This is a genomic window from Streptomyces sp. NPDC013317 (assembly GCF_055563155.1).
This window is the reverse complement of sequence record NZ_JBVHDX010000002.1, coordinates 352,923-368,159: the sequence shown is the minus strand read 5'-3', so window position 1 is coordinate 368,159 and position 15,237 is coordinate 352,923. Positions and strand designations below refer to the sequence as shown.

The following is a 15,237-nucleotide window of genomic DNA, read 5'->3' as shown; positions in this document are numbered from 1 at the left end:
CACGGCGCGAGCCGACGCCGTAACCGGCTGTGAAGCTGCTGTGAGAAACCGGCGTCCCGGGCCAATCCTTAGCGGACCGTGACGTCTTGGGCGGGGTGGCACCCCGCCTGTTCCCGGATACTCGTGGAACGTCTAGGGTTCGGTCGCCCGCCCATTGACGAACCCACCCGGCGGGCACCGGACCAGAAGCGACAGCGCGCGTGCAGCTCGGCCGGAGGGGCTTCCGTACGCACCGCTTTTGGGGGGCTTGAACCATGGACCCGATGAACCGGGAGCCGGAAGAGCACGGCTACGACCACGAAGGCGACGACGTCCGCGGCGGCCTCCTGCCCGAGCGCGGTCCGGCCACACCCGCCCGCGTCCGCACCGCCCGCGTCGTCTCGGGCGACCTGCTGCTGACCGTCAACCCCGTCGACGGCAGCGAGATCGAGGCCTGCCCGCCCGGAGAGCAGCCCGAGCCGCCCCGCCGCCGCACCGCCCAGGAGCGCGCCGAGGCCGCCCGCGCGGCCATCCCGCCCGTACCGCCCGGTCCCGCCGCCCCGCCGCTGCCGCTGCTCGAACGGCAGGAGGAGCACGAGCGGCTCGTCCAGCTCCTCTCCCGCGGCCGCTCCGCCCGCGTCACCGGCCCGGCCGGCTCGGGCCGCACCGCGCTCCTCGACGCCGTCGCCGCCGACTGCGCCGACCTCGCCCCGGACGGCGTCGTACGGCTCTCCGGCCACCACCGCACCGCCACCGAGCTGCTGTACGAACTCCACGCCACGGTCCAGCACGCCCCGGACCACCGGCCGGACCGCTCCGGCCTGCTCGCCCTGGTCCACGACATCGGCGCCGTCGTCGTCGTCGACGACCTGGAGCTCGGCGGCGCCGCGCTCGACGACGTCCTCGACGCCGCCCCCGAGTGCGCCTTCCTGCTCGCCGCGGCCCCCGACGCCCCGGCCCCCTCGCCCGACGCCCACCTCGAAGAGGTCGCGCTCGCCGGCCTCGGCCGCGCCGCCTCCCTCGCCCTCCTGGAGCGCGCCGTCGACCGGCCGCTCACCGACGACGAGGCGAACTGGGCGGGCGACCTCTGGTTCGAGTCCGAGGGGCTGCCGCTGCGCTTCGTCCAGGCCGGTGCCCTGCTCCGGCAGCGCGACCGGCTCCGGGTCACCCCGGCCGAGTTCGACGCGTTCGGGGCCCAGGAGGAGACCGTCCCCTCGGAGTTCGACGCCTTCGGCGCCCTCGACGACGCCTTCGGACCGGGCTCCGACGGTCCCGGCGCCCCGCAGGACTCCGTGGACCCCGTGGACATCGAACTGCGCGAGATACCCCTGCCCAGCCTCGGCGAGGGCGCGGCTCCGGCCGCCCTGCTCGCCTCCCGGCTCAGCCGCTCCGCCCAGGACACCCTGCGGTTCGCGGTCGCCCTCGGGGGCGAGGTGCCGCACCAGGCACACCTGCCCGCCCTCGTCGGCGACACCCACGCGGACGCCGCCCTCGGCGAACTCATGGCGTGCGGTCTGCTGACCCCGGTCGGCTCCCGCTACCGCCTCGCCGCCGGCATACTCACCCAGCTCGTCGCCCACGGGTACGACGAGGACGCCACCGGCCGCGCCCACACCGTCGCCCAGCACTACGCCTGGTGGGCCGGACACCCCTCCGTCACCCCCGCCCGCGCGGCCGCCGAGGCCGACGCCGTCCTCGCCGCCCTGGCCGCGATCGTGCCCGGCTCGGACCCCGAACACCCCGCCACCGCCGTCCTGCTCGCCCGCAGCGCCGCCCCCGCCTTCGCCGCGGGGCTGCACTGGGGCGCCTGGGAGCGGGTGCTGCGCGGCGGCCAGGAGGCCGCCCGGCTGGCCGGCGAGGTGGCCGAAGAGGCGTACTTCCACCATGAGTTGGGCATCCTCGCGCTCTGCGCCGGCAACCTGGAGCGGGCCCGCGCCGAACTCGAGGCGTCCGTCGGCATGCGCGGCGTCCTCGCGGACAAGCGCGGCACCGTCGCCGGCCGCCGGGCACTCGCCCTGGTCGCCGACCGCAGCGGCGGGCCGCTGGGCGGCGAGGGCGCGCCGTCGGCGGTACGGCAGGAGGAGTCCCTCTCCCCGCCGCGCGGCATCCCGAAGGCCATCGCCCCGCCCGTCGTGCCCCGGCCCGCCGTACCACGTGCCGCGGCCACGGCCCCGACCTCTCCGATCCCCGCCTTCCCGGACTTCGCCGACGAGGGCCCGACCCTCATCTCCCGCCCGGACACCCGGCCGGGCGAGCAGAGCACGAAGGGGGGCGGCCGCTTCGGCATCGTCGCCGGGGCACGCCGCAACCTGGTCGCGGTCGGTACGGGAGTGCTCCTGGCCGCCGTGCTCGGCACGGTCGTGACCATCGGGGCCACCTCGGGCGAAGCCCAGGACCCGGGCACCGGGCGGGTCACCTCCGACCGTACGGCCGACGAGGAGAACGGCGACGAGATCCTCGACGCCGAGGAGCCGGCCGAGGGTGCCGCCGACGCCCCCTCGGAGAGCGCCTCGCCCAGCCGGTCGGGATCGGCGAGCCCGGCCACGCCCGGTCCCTCGGGGGCCGCGTCCACCACGCCGTCCGGTACGCCGAGCGCCACGGCGACGACGACGGGAAAGCCGGCTCCGACGGCGACCTCGCCGCGCCCGACGGTCAGTCCGACACGGTCGACGTCGCCCAAGCCGACGCCTCCCACGACGCCGCCGACCACGCCGCCGACGACCCCGCCCACCACAGCTCCGACGACGCCGCCGACCACGACGCCGCCCGACGGCGAGGGCAGCCCCAGCAACACCGCCTCCGGCGACTCCACCGGCAACCCGGCCTGACCGTCGCGGAACGTCGACGGCCCCGCGTGCGTTCACCGCACCCGGGGCCGTCGACGTATCCGTACGTCCTGAAGACGTCCTAGAACAGTCGCAGCTTGTCGTCCTCGATGCCGCGCATCGCGTCGTAGTCGAGCACCACACAGTCGATGCCGCGGTCCGTCGCGAGCACCCGCGCCTGCGGCTTGATCTCCTGGGCCGCGAAGACGCCCTTCACCGGCGCGAGGTGCGGGTCGCGGTTGAGCAGCTCCAGGTAGCGGGTCAGCTGCTCCACACCGTCGATCTCGCCCCGGCGCTTGATCTCCACCGCGACCGTCGCCCCGTCGGCGTCCCGGCAGAGGATGTCCACCGGGCCGATCGCTGTCGGGTACTCACGGCGGATCAGGGTGTGGCCCTCGCCCAGCGTCTCGATGCGGTCGGCCAGCAGCTCCTGGAGGTGCGCTTCCACGCCGTCCTTGATGAGGCCCGGGTCGACGCCGAGTTCGTGCGAGGAGTCGTGGAGGATCTCCTCCATCGTGATGATCAGTTTCTCGCCCGCTTTGTTCACCACGGTCCAGATGCCGGCCTCTCCGTCGACACCTTCCTTGAGGGTGCACGGGGGCGACATCCAGTTGAGCGGTTTGTACGCGCGGTCGTCCGCGTGGATGGAGACGCTGCCGTCTGCCTTGACCAGGATCAGACGGGGAGCGGAGGGCAGGTGGGCGGTGAGCCGGCCGGCGTAGTCCACGGAGCAGCGGGCGATGACGAGACGCATGGTCGGCAACGCTACAAGACACACGCTCTTCCGCGCGATTCGGCTCTTAACGCCCGCTGGACGACCGTCACTTATTGGCCGGTTGTGCTCCCATTCTCCTGGTGCGCTCCGGACGCCGCGCTTACCGTGGAGACAGGAGGTCGCCGTCCGTGCACGCTGCGTGTCGCACGGGGGTCCTTCATCCCTGCCCGTAAGACCCCGTCCGTCGGGGTCGCGAGAGGAGAACCCATGTCGCTCGACGTCTCACCGGCGCTGTTGGAACAGGCCGAGCGAGGCGAGGTCGACGAAGCCGACTTCGTCGACTGCGTCCGGACCTCCCTGCCCTACGCATGGGAGATGATCAGTTCTCTGGTGGCCCAGCTGAAGGTCGACGGCGGCGAGTTCGCCGACAACCAGACGCCGCCGCCGAACGAGCAGGCACGTGGTCAGCTGTTGCGTGCACTCGCGAGTGACGCCATCCGTGGTGCGCTGCAGCGGCACTTCGGGGTGCGTCTGGCCTTCCAGAACTGCCACCGTGTGGCGGTGTTCCCGCTCGACCCCGCGGTCGACGAACGGCTCGCCCGCTTCACCTCCGTACGGGGACAGCTGCTCAACCAGTCGCCGGAACTGCGCGACTGCTGAGGCACGGTGCCGCCGCTCCGCATCGCGGGAGACGCGATCGTTGCGAGAGATGCCGGCGCGGCGGCACCGGACCAGCACACCGCACCAGACTCATGGACTCAGACCAGCAGGGGGAGCACCTCGGCCCCCACCCGCCGGACGTTCTCCTCGGTGGCCGCGAGATCGCCCGTGCCCTCGGCGAGCAGCGCGAAGCGCGTGATGCCCGTCCGCTCCGCCGTCGCCGCGAGGCGGTCCGCCGCGAGCCGGGGTGTGCCGACCGGGTGCAGCCCGCAGAGCAACTCCGTGTAGCCGACCGGGTCCCGCATCGCGCGCACGCGGCCGTCCACGGTGACATGGGCGTCGAGCCCCTGCTTCAGCCAGCCGGGCATCGCCTTCACCAGCGCCTCGGCCGCGTCCCGCGGACCGTCCGCGAGCTGGACGACGCCCGCCGAGACATGGCCGGCGCCGATCCGCGCGATCTCGTCGGGGGTGCGGCCCGCGTCCCGGGAGAAACGTTCCCATGCGGCCACCATGTCGGCCTTCTCCTCGTCGCCGCAGTGCATCCCGAGGAGCATCGGCAGCCCGCGCCGGGCGGCCAGCTCGACGCTCTTCGGGGAGGTGCAGGCGACGACCACCTCGGGCGCCGCGTCCCCGCCGATGAGCTCCCCGGGGCGGGGCACGACGGCCACCTCACGGAAGGCGAATCGTTCTCCCTCGGCCGAGACCCGGGACTCCGTCAGCCACCGCAGCAGCAGATCGAGCGACTCGGGGAATCCCTGTTCGTACGCCGGCAGGCCCGCGCCGAACACCTCCAGGTCGACCCACGGACCGCCTCTGCCCACGCCGAGCGTGAACCGGCCCCCGGACGTCAGATGGAGCAGGGCCGCCTGCTCGCCCAGGGCGACCGGATGGACCGTCGGCAGCACACTGACCGCCGTACCGACCCGGATCCGGCGCGTCCGCCCCAGGAGCAGCGCCGCCAGGGTCGCGGCCGACGGACAGACGCCGTACGGAACGAAGTGGTGCTCGGCGACCCACACGGAGTCGAGCCCCGACTCCTCGACCACCTCGGCGGTCCGCACCGCCCGGTGCAGTGCCTCGCCCTGACCCTGGCCCGGGAACTGGGCGGCCAGAACAAACGTACCCACGCGCATCGCCTTCTGCCTCCTTGCGGCCGACGCGTTTCTCCCCCTCGTACCGGCAACAACGTCTGACACGTGCCAAAGGCAACGGCCTGCGCCGAAGTTCTTGCGATTTTCCGCTGATTCGCCTCAGGGGGTGGAAGGGCCACTCCGTCGCGGCCCGTAGGCTGGAGAGAACGTTCCGTGCGTCCCCGGTCCCGTGAGGTGATTACGTGTCCCCCCGTCGCAACCGCCCCCAGGGCGGCGAGAAGCCCGATCGTCAGGGTGAGCCGGGCGACCGGTACGGCGGGTCGCAGCGCAGCGAGAACTGGCAGGGCGAGGAGTGGCTCGTCCGGCACGTGGCCGGCGCGAGCGCTCCCGGCAAGCGCTACCGCTGCCCCGGCTGCGACCAGGAGATCCCCGGGGGCGCGCCGCATGTGGTGGCGTGGCCGGAGTACGGGGGAGTGGACGACCGCCGCCACTGGCACAAGGCCTGCTGGAGCGCGAAGGACCGCCGCACCACGAGGGTGCAGCGGTCCCGTAACGCCCCGAAGTACTAGGCGGGTCCAGGCCGGGCGGAAGGCCGGGCTCTTCGCCCCGGTCGCCCAGGCCCCGGACGCGGGTCAGACGTCCCGGCTGTTCAGCAGCGCGTACGCGCCGCCCATCGCCGCCGCGACGATGACCGCCATGATCCAGATCGGGTCCCAGCCCGAGGGGCCGCCCTCGCCGACCGTCGCCCGGCCCGCGTACAGCGCGATGAGCTGACTCGGGATCGCGTAGTCGAGCAGCCACTCCTGCACCGCGGCCAGCGACTCCGAGAACATGAACATCGCCGCGACCAGCGGCAGCAGCAGCACACCGATCATGATCGTGATCGAGCCCGCCGAGTGCCGGATGATCGCGCCGACGGCCAGCGACAGCAGGCCGAGCAGGGCCAGGAACAGGCCGACGCCCACCGTGGCCCGCAGCCACTCGCCGGAGGAGGGCTCGACGGCGGTGCTCACCATCGCCACCTGGGCCATCCCCACCACCGCCGCCGTGACGGTGGTGACGGTGAACACCAGCAGGAAGAAGACGATCGCCTTGGCCGTCAGCACCCGGCCGCGGCTCGGGCAGGCGGTCAGCGTCGTGCGGATCATGCCCGTGCCGTACTCGGAGGCGATCGTCAGCACGCCGAGCGTCATCACGCAGATCGAGCCGAGCAGCACGCCGAAGAAGCCGAGGGTGAGCGCCGACTCGTTCGCCGTAGGCGCCTCGGTGCTGGCCACGACCGCGGCCACGCTGAGGCCGATGCCCAGCATCAGCAGCACCATCACGCCGAGCGTCCACACCGTGGAGCGCAGCGAACGGATCTTGGTCCACTCGGAGGCGAGCGCGTCCCCGAGGTGCGCCCGGCGCACCGGGATCGGCGAGACGTACGAGGCCGGGAAGGGGCTGGGGGCGGTCATCGGGCGTCCTCGTTGTCGTTCCTGGCGGGCTCGCTCTGCGTCGCGTACGGGTTCTGTCCGGGCGGCGGCGGGGCGTACCAGCCCTGCTGCGGTACGTCCGGCACCACCGGCTGAGCCGGCGGCTGCTGGAAGTGGTGCGGCTGCGGCTGCTGGAGGTGCGCCAACTGGTCGTCGGTGGAGCGGTAGTCCACGGCGCCCTGCGTCAGCCGCATGTACGCCTCCTCCAGCGAGGCCTGGTGCGGGGACAGCTCCCAGAGCCGCACGTCCGCGTCGTGGGCCAGGTCGCTGATCCGCGGCAGCGGCAGACCCGTCACGCGCAGCGCGCCGTCCGGCTCGGACATCACCCGGCCGCCGGCCTCGGTGAGCGCGGCGGTCAGCTTCTCGCGCTGCTGCGGCTCCGTCTGCGGGGTGCGCACCCGGGCGAAGTCCGCCGAGTTCGCCGAGATGAAGTCCTTGACGCTCATGTCGGCCATGAGCTGGCCGCGGCCGATCACGATCAGATGGTCGGCGGTCAGCGCCATCTCGCTCATGAGGTGGCTGGAGACGAAGACGGTCCGGCCCTCGGAGGCGAGCTTCTTCATCAGGTTCCGGACCCAGAGGATGCCCTCGGGGTCGAGACCGTTGACCGGCTCGTCGAAGAGCAGCACCTGCGGGTCGCCGAGCAGCGCGGCGGCGATGCCGAGCCGCTGGCCCATGCCCAGCGAGAAGCCCTTGGAGCGGCGCTTGGCGACGTCCTGGAGGCCGACGACCCCGAGGACCTCGTCGACCCGCTGCGCCGGGATCCCGGCGAGCTGGGCGAGCGACAGCAGATGGCTGCGGGCGCTCCGGCCGCCGTGCACGGCCTTGGCGTCGAGCAGCGCACCCACCTGGCGGGGCGCGTTCGGCAGCTGCCGGAACGGATGGCCGCCGATCGTGACGTGCCCCGACGTCGGACGGTCGAGCCCCAGGATCATGCGCATCGTCGTCGACTTGCCGGAACCGTTGGGACCGAGGAAGCCGGTGACGGTGCCCGGCCGCACGTGGAAGGAAAGGTTGTACACGGCCGTCTTGGCGCCGTAGCGCTTCGTCAGGCCGACTGCCTCGATCATTCTCCAGCCCCATCGACAGGTCAGGTCGTCGGGGTCGTGCCCTCCTGGGCCGGAACCCCCGTATGAGCTAGGAGCTTATCCAGCCGTTGACGGTTCCGGCGAAGCCTCGATCGTCCTGTACGCGCTACGCGTCCCGCTTCTTCATGACCAGATAGCCGCCGAGCAGCGCCACCGCCACCCAGATCAGCATGATCCCGAGACCGCCCCACGGACCGTACGGCGCCTCCTCCGTGTTCATGGCGTCCGGTACGACCTGCATGATCTTCGAGCCGGCCTGGTCGGGGAAGTAGAGCGCCACCTCCTTGGCCTTCGGCACCGCGGAGAGGATCTGCGAGACCAGGAAGAAGAACGGCACGAGGATGCCGAGGGAGAGCATCGAGGAGCGCAGCATCGCCGCCACACCCATCGAGAACAGCGCGATCAGCCCCATGTAGAGCCCGCCGCCGACGACCGCCCGCAGTACGTTGTCCGCACCGAGGGAGGTGCGGTGCTCGCCCAGGAGCGCCTGCCCGAGGAAGAACGACAGGAAGCTGGTCGCCAGGCCCACCACCAGGGCGAGCAGCCCGGCCACGGCGATCTTGGAGAAGAGGAACGTCGCGCGCTGCGGGACGGCCGCCAGGGACGTACGGATCATGCCCGAGCTGTACTCGGTGCCGACGACGAGGACGCCGAAGACCACCATCGCCAGCTGGCCGAGCACCATCCCGGAGAAGCTGACGAAGGTCGGGTCGAAGGTCGCCTGCTCGGCCTCCGAGAGGTCGTCGAAGGTCGACTTCAGGAGGGCGCAGAGAGCCGCGCTCATCGCCACCGTCACCAGGAGCGCGCTCGCCAGGGTCCAGACCGTCGACGAGACCGTCCGGATCTTGGTCCACTCCGACTGGAGGACCGCCGATACCGCTGCCATCGTTCAGGCTCCCTTGGTGGTGTCGCCCCAGCGGGGGCCGGGCGCGTCCGCCCCGTGTACGTCCGTGCCGTGCGAGTGGTACTCCACCGCGCCCGCGGTCATCTGCATGAACGCCTCCTCCAGGGAGGCGCGCTGGGAGCTCAGTTCGTGCAGGACGAGGCCGTGCTCGGCGGCCAGTTCACCGAGCTTCTCGGTCGTGGCGCCGTCCACCTCCAGCGTGCCGTTGCCCGCCTCCACGGGAGTGAAGCCGTTCGCGTGGAGGATGTCCCGCAGCCGCTCCTGCTGCGGCGAACGGAGCCGCACATAGCTCCGCGAATTCTGGTGGATGAAATCGGCCATCGTCGTGTCCGCCAGCAGCTTTCCCTGCCCGATCACGATGAGATGATCCGCCGTCAGAGCCATTTCACTCATCAGATGGCTGGAAACGAAGATCGTCCGCCCCTCGGACGCCAGCGCCTTCATCAGATTGCGGATCCAGTGAATTCCCTCGGGGTCCAGACCATTGACGGGTTCGTCGAACATCAGGATCTCGGGATCGCCGAGCAGCGCCGAGGCGATTCCCAGCCGCTGGCCCATACCGAGGGAGAAGCCCTTCGACTTCTTCCGCGCCACCGTCGTCAGACCGACCAGATCCAGGACCTCGCCGACCCGCCTCTCCGGGATGCGGTTCGACTGGGCGAGGCAGAGCAGGTTGTTGTACGCCGACCTGCCGCCGTGCATCGCCTTGGCGTCCAGGAGCGCGCCGATGTACTTCAACGGCTCCTGGAGCTCGCGGTAGTGCTTGCCGTCGATCCGGACCGTACCGCTCGTCGGGTTGTCCAGATCGAGCATCATGCGCATCGTCGTCGACTTGCCCGCGCCGTTGGGCCCCAGGAAGCCGGTGACCACACCGGGCCGCACCTGGAAGGAGAGATGGTCGACCGCCGTCTTCGTTCCGAACCGTTTCGTCAGGCCCTCGAGCTCGATCATGCGACCACGCTACGGGTGCCAAAAACCCTCCGCCACTGGAATGACGGAGGGTTTTGTGGGAGTTCGCGTTCCGGTTACCGGACCGGGGGAACCGGAGCGATCAACGGGTCTGCTGGGCCGGGACACCACGGGTGGCCGGCTCGTCGTCGATCGGGGAACCGGCGGCCGCCACGGCGGCACCGGTCAGCGTCGCCAGCATCTCGCGGACGTTGGTCAGCTGCGCGTTGATCGAGTCGCGGCGGTTCGTCAGCGCCGCCAGCTCGCGCTCCGATTCGGAGCGGATCCGGTCGGCCTTGGCGTTCGCGTCGGCCACGATGTCCTCGGCCTGGCGCTGCGCGGTCTCCACCGTCTGGCGGGCCCGGCGCTCCGCGTCCGTACGCAGCTTCTCGGCCTCCAGGCGGAGCTGCTCGGCGCGGTGCTCGATCTCGGCGAGGCGCTTCTCGGCCTTGGCCTGACGCGAGGCCAGGTCGCGCTCCGACTGCTCCCGGCGCTTGGCCAGGTTGGTCTCGAAGTCCGCGGCGGCCTGGGCGGCCTTGGCGCGGGTCTCCTCGAAGAGGGCGTCCGCCTCCTCGCGCTTGGACTGCGCGTCCTTCTGGGCCTCGGCGCGCAGCGAGTTGGCCTCGCCCTGCGCCTTCTCGACGATCCGGACGCCCTCGTCCTCGGCCTTCGCCTTGCGCTCCGCGGCGAACGACTCGGCGTCGTTGCGCACCTGCTGGGCGGCCGACTCGGCCAGCTCGCGGTGCTGCTCGGCGGCGCGACGGGCCTCCTCACGCAGGTCCTTCGCCTCCTCCTCGGCCAGCCGGAGGATCTTCTCGACGCGGGCGCCGAGGCCGGCGTACGACGGCTCGGCGTCGGTGACCTGGGCCTGGGCGTTCTGCGTCTCGAGGTGGAGTTCCTCGATGCGCTTTTCCAGCGAGGTGATTCGGGCCAGAGCACTGTCACGGTCGGCGACGAGCTTGGTAATGCGGTCGTCCACCTGACCGCGGTCGTAACCACGCCGCACGAGCTCGAAGCCGAAGGGGGAGGAAGTGTCGCTCATGGGGTTCCTGTCGAATGAGACCGGTGAGGTGTTAGGGGGAATCCTAGGGGCCGAAGCGGCGTGTCATCGAGCGGATGCCCGTTTGATATGGAGAATGTCCAGCCTTTTGAGTGGCTAGCCGTCGGAGGACTTGCCACTCGAACGTGTTGCTCCGGCCGGAACACCCGCCTTGACCCCCTCCTTCGTTCCCGCGGACGGCGTCTCGAAAGACTCCAACGCCTCCAGGACGTCCTGGACACGGGAGATCTCCGCATTGATGTCCTCGCGCCTGCGCACCAGGACCTCCAGCTCGCGCTTGCCCTCGGAGATCATCTCCTCGGCCTCGCGCTCGGCCTCCCCCTTGACCTTCTCCGCCTCCGCGACCAGCGAGGCCTTCTTCTGCTCGGCCTCCTTGAGCAGCGCCTCGGCCTTCTTCACCGCGGCGATGCGGACCTTGCTCGCCTCCGAACTCGCGTCGGAGAGCATCTCCTTGGACTTCGCCTCGGCCTCGGCCCGCTGCTCCTCGGCGGCCTTCACCAGCTTGTCGACCCGCTCGCCGGCCGTCTTCATCTGCTCGGCCGTCTCGCGCCGCGCCCGCTCGTGCAGCTCCTCGATCTCGCCCTCGAGGCGGGCCCGCAGCTCCTCCGCCCGCTCCCTTATGGCCGTCGCGTCGCGCCGCGCGCCCACCAGGAGCTCGTCCGCGTCCGTACGCGACTTCTCCACGAGCGAGTGGCCCTCGACCGTCGCCTCGGCCACGATCCGCTCGGCCTCCTGACGGGCCGCGCCGACCATCGTGTCGGCCTGCGACTCGGCCTCGGTGGTGGCGCGCAGCGCCTCCTCCTGGGCCTTCGCCATCAGCTGGTCGGCCTGCTCGGCCGCGTCCGAACGGCGCTTGGCACCGGCCTCGCGCGCCTCGTCGAGCGTACGGTCGGCCTCCTCGCGCGCCTCGGCACGCATCTGCTCCGCCGCCGCCTCGGCGTCGGCCTTGATCCGCTCGGCCTCCGACCGGATCCGCTCGGCGGCCTGCTGGGCCTGCCCCACGGTCTCGGCGCCCTCGGCCCGGAGCCGCTCGGCGTCGTCGGCCGCCTCGGCCATGATCCGCTCGGCCTCGCTCCTCGCCTCGGTGATGAGCGAGTCCGCCTGCTCGGCCGCGTCCGCGCGCCGCTTGTCGGCGGCCTTGCGGGCCTCGTCGAGAACACCTTCGCCGTCCGCCCGCGCGGCGGCCCGCAGCGCCTCGGCCTGCGCCTCGCCCTCCTCCTTGACCTGCTCGGCCTCGGCCCGGAGCCGCAGCGCGTCCTGCTCGGTGGACTCCAGGAGTGCCACCGCCTCGGCGGTGATCGCGTCGGCCTGCTCGGCCGCGTCCGTGAGCCGCTTGTCGGCGGCCTTGCGGGCCTCGTCCAGGACCCGCTCGCCGTCGGCGAGCGCGGCGACCCGCAGCGCCTGCGCGTGCGCCTCGCCGTCCGTCTTCAGCTGCTCGGCCTCGGCACGCAGGGCTTCGGCCTCGGCCGTCAGCCGCTCCGCCTCGCCGGCGGCCTCCGTGATGAGGGTGTCCGCCTGCTCGGCCGCGTCCGTGCGCCGCTTGTCGGCGGCCTTGCGGGCCTCGTCCAGGATCTGCTCGCCCTCGGTGCGGGCGAGCGTCACCAGCTCCTCGGCCTCGGCGGTCAGCCGCTCGGACTCCGCCGCCGCCTCGGAACGGATCCGGTTGGCGTCCTCGCGGGCGTCCGCACGGGTCCGGGCCGCGTCCTGCTCGGCCGACCCCAGCGCGTCCGACGCCTCCGTCCGTACCCGCTGGGCGTACTCGGCCGTGTCCGCGCGCAGCTTCTCCGACTCGGCGATCGCGTCCGCGACCGTCCGCTCGGCCAGCGACTTCGCGGCCTCGGTCTCCTCCTGGGCCCGTGCCCGGACGCGGTGGGCGTCCTCGGTGGCCCGCTCCCGCTCCTCGTACGCGTCGGCGCGGACCCGGTCCGCCTCCTCCTGCGCCTCGGTGCGGGTGCGTTCCGCCGCGTGCTCGGCCGCGCTGCGCAGCCCGGCGATCTCCTCCTCGGCCTGGTCCTGGAGGCCGGCGACCGAGTCCCGGACCTCCTTGGCCGTCTGCTCGGCCGCGGACACCATCTCCGTGGCCCGCCGGTCCGCCTCCTCGACCAGGCGCTGCGCCTCGGTCTGCGCCTCCTCGACCCGCTTACGGGCGGAGGCGAGCAGCTCCTCGGACTGCTCACGGGCGTGCTCGCGCTCCCGGCCGGCCTCGGAACGGGCCGACTCCAGCGTCTCGTCGGCCTCCCGGCGCCGCCGGTTGGCCTCCTCCTGCGCGGCGGACAGCGCCTCGGCGGCCTCGGCGGCCACCCGCTCGGCGGCGGCCGCGGCCTCGGCGCGGACCCGGTCCGCGGTCTCCTGGGCCTCCGACTTCAGCCGCTCGGCCTCCGTCGACGCCTCCGTCCGCAGCCGTACCGCCGCCGTCTCCGCCTCGGCGCGCGACGTGGACGCGTCCGACGCCGCCTCCGTGCGGAGGCGCTCGGCCTCCTGCTCGGCCTGTGCCTGGAGCGTACGGATCCGCTCGGCGGCCTCCGTACGGAGCCGCTCGGTCTCCTCCGCGGCCTCGCGCCGCAGCCGCTCGCTCTCGGCGCGCGCGTCGGTCAGCGCCTGCTCCGCGCTCTCGACCCGGGTCTCGGCCTCGGCGCGCAGCCGGGACAGCTCGTCGGCCGCCTCCGCGTGCCGGGCCCGGGCGGCCCGCTCGGCCTCCTCGCGCAGCTCGGCGGCGGTCCGCTCGGCCGCCTCCTTGACCGACTCGGCCTGCTCATCGGCCTCGGTCCGCATCCGCTCGGCCTCGGCGCGGGTGCGCTCCAGGGTCTCCTCGGCCTGCGTGCGCAGCGTCTGGGCGCGCTCCATGGCCTCCGAGCGGACCCGCTCGCCCTCGGCGCCCGCGCTCGCGCGCAGCTCGTCGGCGTCGGTACGGGCCTTGGTCAGCAGCTCCTCGGCGGTGCTGGCCGCCTCCTCGATCTGGCCGACGGCCTCGCGCCGGGCCTCGCCGCGGATCTTCTCGCCCTCGGCGATCGCCTCGGCCCGCAGCTGCTCGGCCTCGCCGCGCAGCCTGCGCGCCTCCTCCTGCAGCTCGACGGTCTTGGCGCGGTACTCCTTGGTGTCGTCCTTCGCCGACCCGAGCAGCTCGCCCGCCTGCTCCTCCGCCTGGTTGCGCAGCCGGTCGGCCTCCGACTCCGCCTCGCGGCGGATCCGCTCGGCCTCCTCGGACGCCTTGCGGGTGGTCGCCTGGGCGTCCTCGGACGCCTTGGTGAGGACCTCCTCGGCGGTACGGGCCGCCTTGGCGAGCGCGGCGGCCGAGTCCTCGGCCGCGACCGTACGCGCCTTGTCGGAGGCCTCCGAGACCAGCTTCTCCGCCTCGGCGCCGGCCTCGCGCAGCTTCTCCTCGGCCTCGCTCTTGAGGGTCTCGGCCTCCTTCGTCGCCTCGGCGACGAGCCGGGCGATCTCCGCCTTGGCCGTACGGGTGCGCTGCTCGTTGACGGACTCCGCGGAGGACAGCTGCTTGGCCGCCGCCTCCTTGGCCTCGGCGAGCGTCTTCTCGGCCTCCGCGCGGGCCTCGCGCAGCCGGAGCTCCGCCTCCTGCATCCGCTGCTCGGCGGCGCGGGAGAGCTCGGTCGCCTGCTGCCGGGCCTGCTCGGTCTCGGCGCTGGTGGAGGAGCGCAGCTGCTCGGCGTGGCTGGTGGCCTCCTGCGCCTGGGTGGAGGCGGCGTTCAGGAGCCGCTCGGCGTCCTTGCGGGCGCGCAGCAGAATCGCTTCGGCCTCGGCACGGGCCGCCTCCGCCTCCGAACCGACCCGCTGACGGGTCTCCTCGGCCAGGCGGGTGGCCTCGGCGCGCGCGCCGGCGAGCGCCTGCTCTGCCTCGGCGCGGGACTCCTCCATCAGACGGCGGGCCTGCGACTCCGTGCGGGCGCGCAGCTGCTCGGCCCAGGCCACGTTCTCGTTGACGTGCGCCTCGACGGTCTGGCGGCGCTCCGACAGCTCCTGGTCGAGGCGCTGCCGGCGCTGGACGGCCTCGGCGTGCAGCTCGGCCTGGAGCCGGGCCTGGTGCTCGGCGTGCTCCTGGAGGATGCGCTGGGTCTGCGCGCGGGCGTCACGCAGCTCGCGCTCGGCGTCCTGGCGGAGCTGGTCGGCCTGGACCTGCGCGTTGCGCAGCATCTGCTCGGCCTGGTAGCCGATGTCCGCGCTGTCGTAGGCGGGACGGGACGCGATGGTGCGCCGCGCCTCGTGGAGCTTGGCACGCAACACCTCGACCTGGTAACCGAGGTCCTCGGCGTGCTGGACGGCCTTCTCCCGCTCGGTCTTCAGCCGGTCCATCTCGGCTTCGAACCGCGAAAGATGGTCGTCTTCAGCTCGGTGGCTCTCCTGGCGTTCGTAGCCCCGCACTGCGCGGTCCCATCCGTCCCCTGGTCGCAACACTCCAACGAGCACCGTTCCCCGGAGAACGGCCCCCCGGGAATCGTGGCAGATCGGATACCCCGACTTCGACGCCGCATGGCAT

At 72.7% G+C, this 15,237-nt stretch carries 11 protein-coding genes; 3 read left to right on the top strand and 8 right to left on the bottom strand.

Going from position 1 to position 15,237, the window contains the following annotated elements; all coding sequences use genetic code 11:
• Positions 1–254: 254 nt before the first annotated feature.
• On the top strand, positions 255–2,807 hold the full coding sequence (locus ACZ3IJ_RS06370; RefSeq protein WP_467466533.1) for a P-loop NTPase family protein: 2,553 nt from the start codon (positions 255–257) through the stop codon (positions 2,805–2,807).
• Between the two features lie 79 nt (positions 2,808–2,886).
• Here the strand turns inward: ACZ3IJ_RS06370 and nucS are convergent, their stop codons facing one another.
• Positions 2,887–3,558: an endonuclease NucS gene (nucS, locus tag ACZ3IJ_RS06365; protein WP_329115828.1), complete on the bottom strand. Its 672-nt coding sequence runs from the start codon at positions 3,556–3,558 to the stop codon at positions 2,887–2,889.
• 228 nt (positions 3,559–3,786) lie between these two features.
• Here nucS and ACZ3IJ_RS06360 point away from each other — a divergent pair, with 228 nt between their 5' ends.
• The gene (locus ACZ3IJ_RS06360) at positions 3,787–4,179 is read left to right on the top strand and encodes an SCO5389 family protein (RefSeq protein WP_017236120.1); all 393 of its coding nucleotides are present in this window, start codon (positions 3,787–3,789) and stop codon (positions 4,177–4,179) included.
• 98 nt (positions 4,180–4,277) lie between these two features.
• On the opposite strand, the gene ACZ3IJ_RS06355 is transcribed toward ACZ3IJ_RS06360, so the two are convergent.
• Positions 4,278–5,312 (bottom strand): LLM class flavin-dependent oxidoreductase, encoded by a 1,035-nt coding sequence (locus ACZ3IJ_RS06355; RefSeq protein WP_467466532.1) that lies wholly within the window; start codon positions 5,310–5,312, stop codon positions 4,278–4,280.
• Positions 5,313–5,512: 200 nt separating this feature from the next.
• Between ACZ3IJ_RS06355 and ACZ3IJ_RS06350 the strand changes: the two genes are divergently transcribed.
• The gene (locus tag ACZ3IJ_RS06350) at positions 5,513–5,839 is read left to right on the top strand and encodes an ATP/GTP-binding protein (protein WP_467466531.1); all 327 of its coding nucleotides are present in this window, start codon (positions 5,513–5,515) and stop codon (positions 5,837–5,839) included.
• 63 nt (positions 5,840–5,902) lie between these two features.
• On the opposite strand, the gene ACZ3IJ_RS06345 is transcribed toward ACZ3IJ_RS06350, so the two are convergent.
• The 6 genes from ACZ3IJ_RS06345 to scy all read right to left on the bottom strand — a co-directional run bounded on the left by ACZ3IJ_RS06345 (position 5,903) and on the right by scy (position 15,122).
• Positions 5,903–6,727 (bottom strand): ABC transporter permease, encoded by an 825-nt coding sequence (locus ACZ3IJ_RS06345; protein ID WP_467466530.1) that lies wholly within the window; start codon positions 6,725–6,727, stop codon positions 5,903–5,905.
• Positions 6,724–7,815, bottom strand: coding sequence for an ABC transporter ATP-binding protein (locus ACZ3IJ_RS06340; protein WP_467466529.1), 1,092 nt, complete (start codon positions 7,813–7,815; stop codon positions 6,724–6,726). Before ACZ3IJ_RS06340 ends, ACZ3IJ_RS06345 begins: the two co-directional genes overlap by 4 nt.
• Positions 7,816–7,939: 124 nt before the next feature.
• Entirely contained in the window at positions 7,940–8,719 is a 780-nt protein-coding gene (locus ACZ3IJ_RS06335) for an ABC transporter permease (protein WP_467466528.1), read from the bottom strand.
• Positions 8,720–8,722: 3 nt separating this feature from the next.
• A complete protein-coding gene (locus ACZ3IJ_RS06330) occupies positions 8,723–9,688 on the bottom strand; it encodes an ABC transporter ATP-binding protein (protein WP_467466527.1) in 966 nt (321 codons plus the stop codon).
• Positions 9,689–9,788: 100 nt separating this feature from the next.
• On the bottom strand, positions 9,789–10,727 hold the full coding sequence (locus tag ACZ3IJ_RS06325) for a coiled-coil domain-containing protein (RefSeq protein ID WP_158990544.1): 939 nt from the start codon (positions 10,725–10,727) through the stop codon (positions 9,789–9,791).
• A gap of 114 nt (positions 10,728–10,841) precedes the next feature.
• On the bottom strand, positions 10,842–15,122 hold the full coding sequence (gene scy, locus ACZ3IJ_RS06320) for a polarized growth protein Scy (RefSeq protein WP_467466525.1): 4,281 nt from the start codon (positions 15,120–15,122) through the stop codon (positions 10,842–10,844).
• Positions 15,123–15,237: the final 115 nt, after the last annotated feature.

What these genes read in the sequence shown, in the direction of transcription:
- ACZ3IJ_RS06370 (WP_467466533.1), top strand. Translation starts at nt 255, where the DNA reads ATGGACCCGATGAACCGGGAGCCGGAAGAGCACGGCTACGACCACGAA.
- nucS (WP_329115828.1), bottom strand. Translation starts at nt 3,558, where the DNA reads ATGCGTCTCGTCATCGCCCGCTGCTCCGTGGACTACGCCGGCCGGCTC.
- ACZ3IJ_RS06360 (WP_017236120.1), top strand. Translation starts at nt 3,787, where the DNA reads ATGTCGCTCGACGTCTCACCGGCGCTGTTGGAACAGGCCGAGCGAGGC.
- ACZ3IJ_RS06355 (WP_467466532.1), bottom strand. Translation starts at nt 5,312, where the DNA reads ATGCGCGTGGGTACGTTTGTTCTGGCCGCCCAGTTCCCGGGCCAGGGT.
- ACZ3IJ_RS06345 (WP_467466530.1), bottom strand. Translation starts at nt 6,727, where the DNA reads ATGACCGCCCCCAGCCCCTTCCCGGCCTCGTACGTCTCGCCGATCCCG.
- ACZ3IJ_RS06340 (WP_467466529.1), bottom strand. Translation starts at nt 7,815, where the DNA reads ATGATCGAGGCAGTCGGCCTGACGAAGCGCTACGGCGCCAAGACGGCC.
- ACZ3IJ_RS06335 (WP_467466528.1), bottom strand. Translation starts at nt 8,719, where the DNA reads ATGGCAGCGGTATCGGCGGTCCTCCAGTCGGAGTGGACCAAGATCCGG.
- ACZ3IJ_RS06330 (WP_467466527.1), bottom strand. Translation starts at nt 9,688, where the DNA reads ATGATCGAGCTCGAGGGCCTGACGAAACGGTTCGGAACGAAGACGGCG.
- ACZ3IJ_RS06325 (WP_158990544.1), bottom strand. Translation starts at nt 10,727, where the DNA reads ATGAGCGACACTTCCTCCCCCTTCGGCTTCGAGCTCGTGCGGCGTGGT.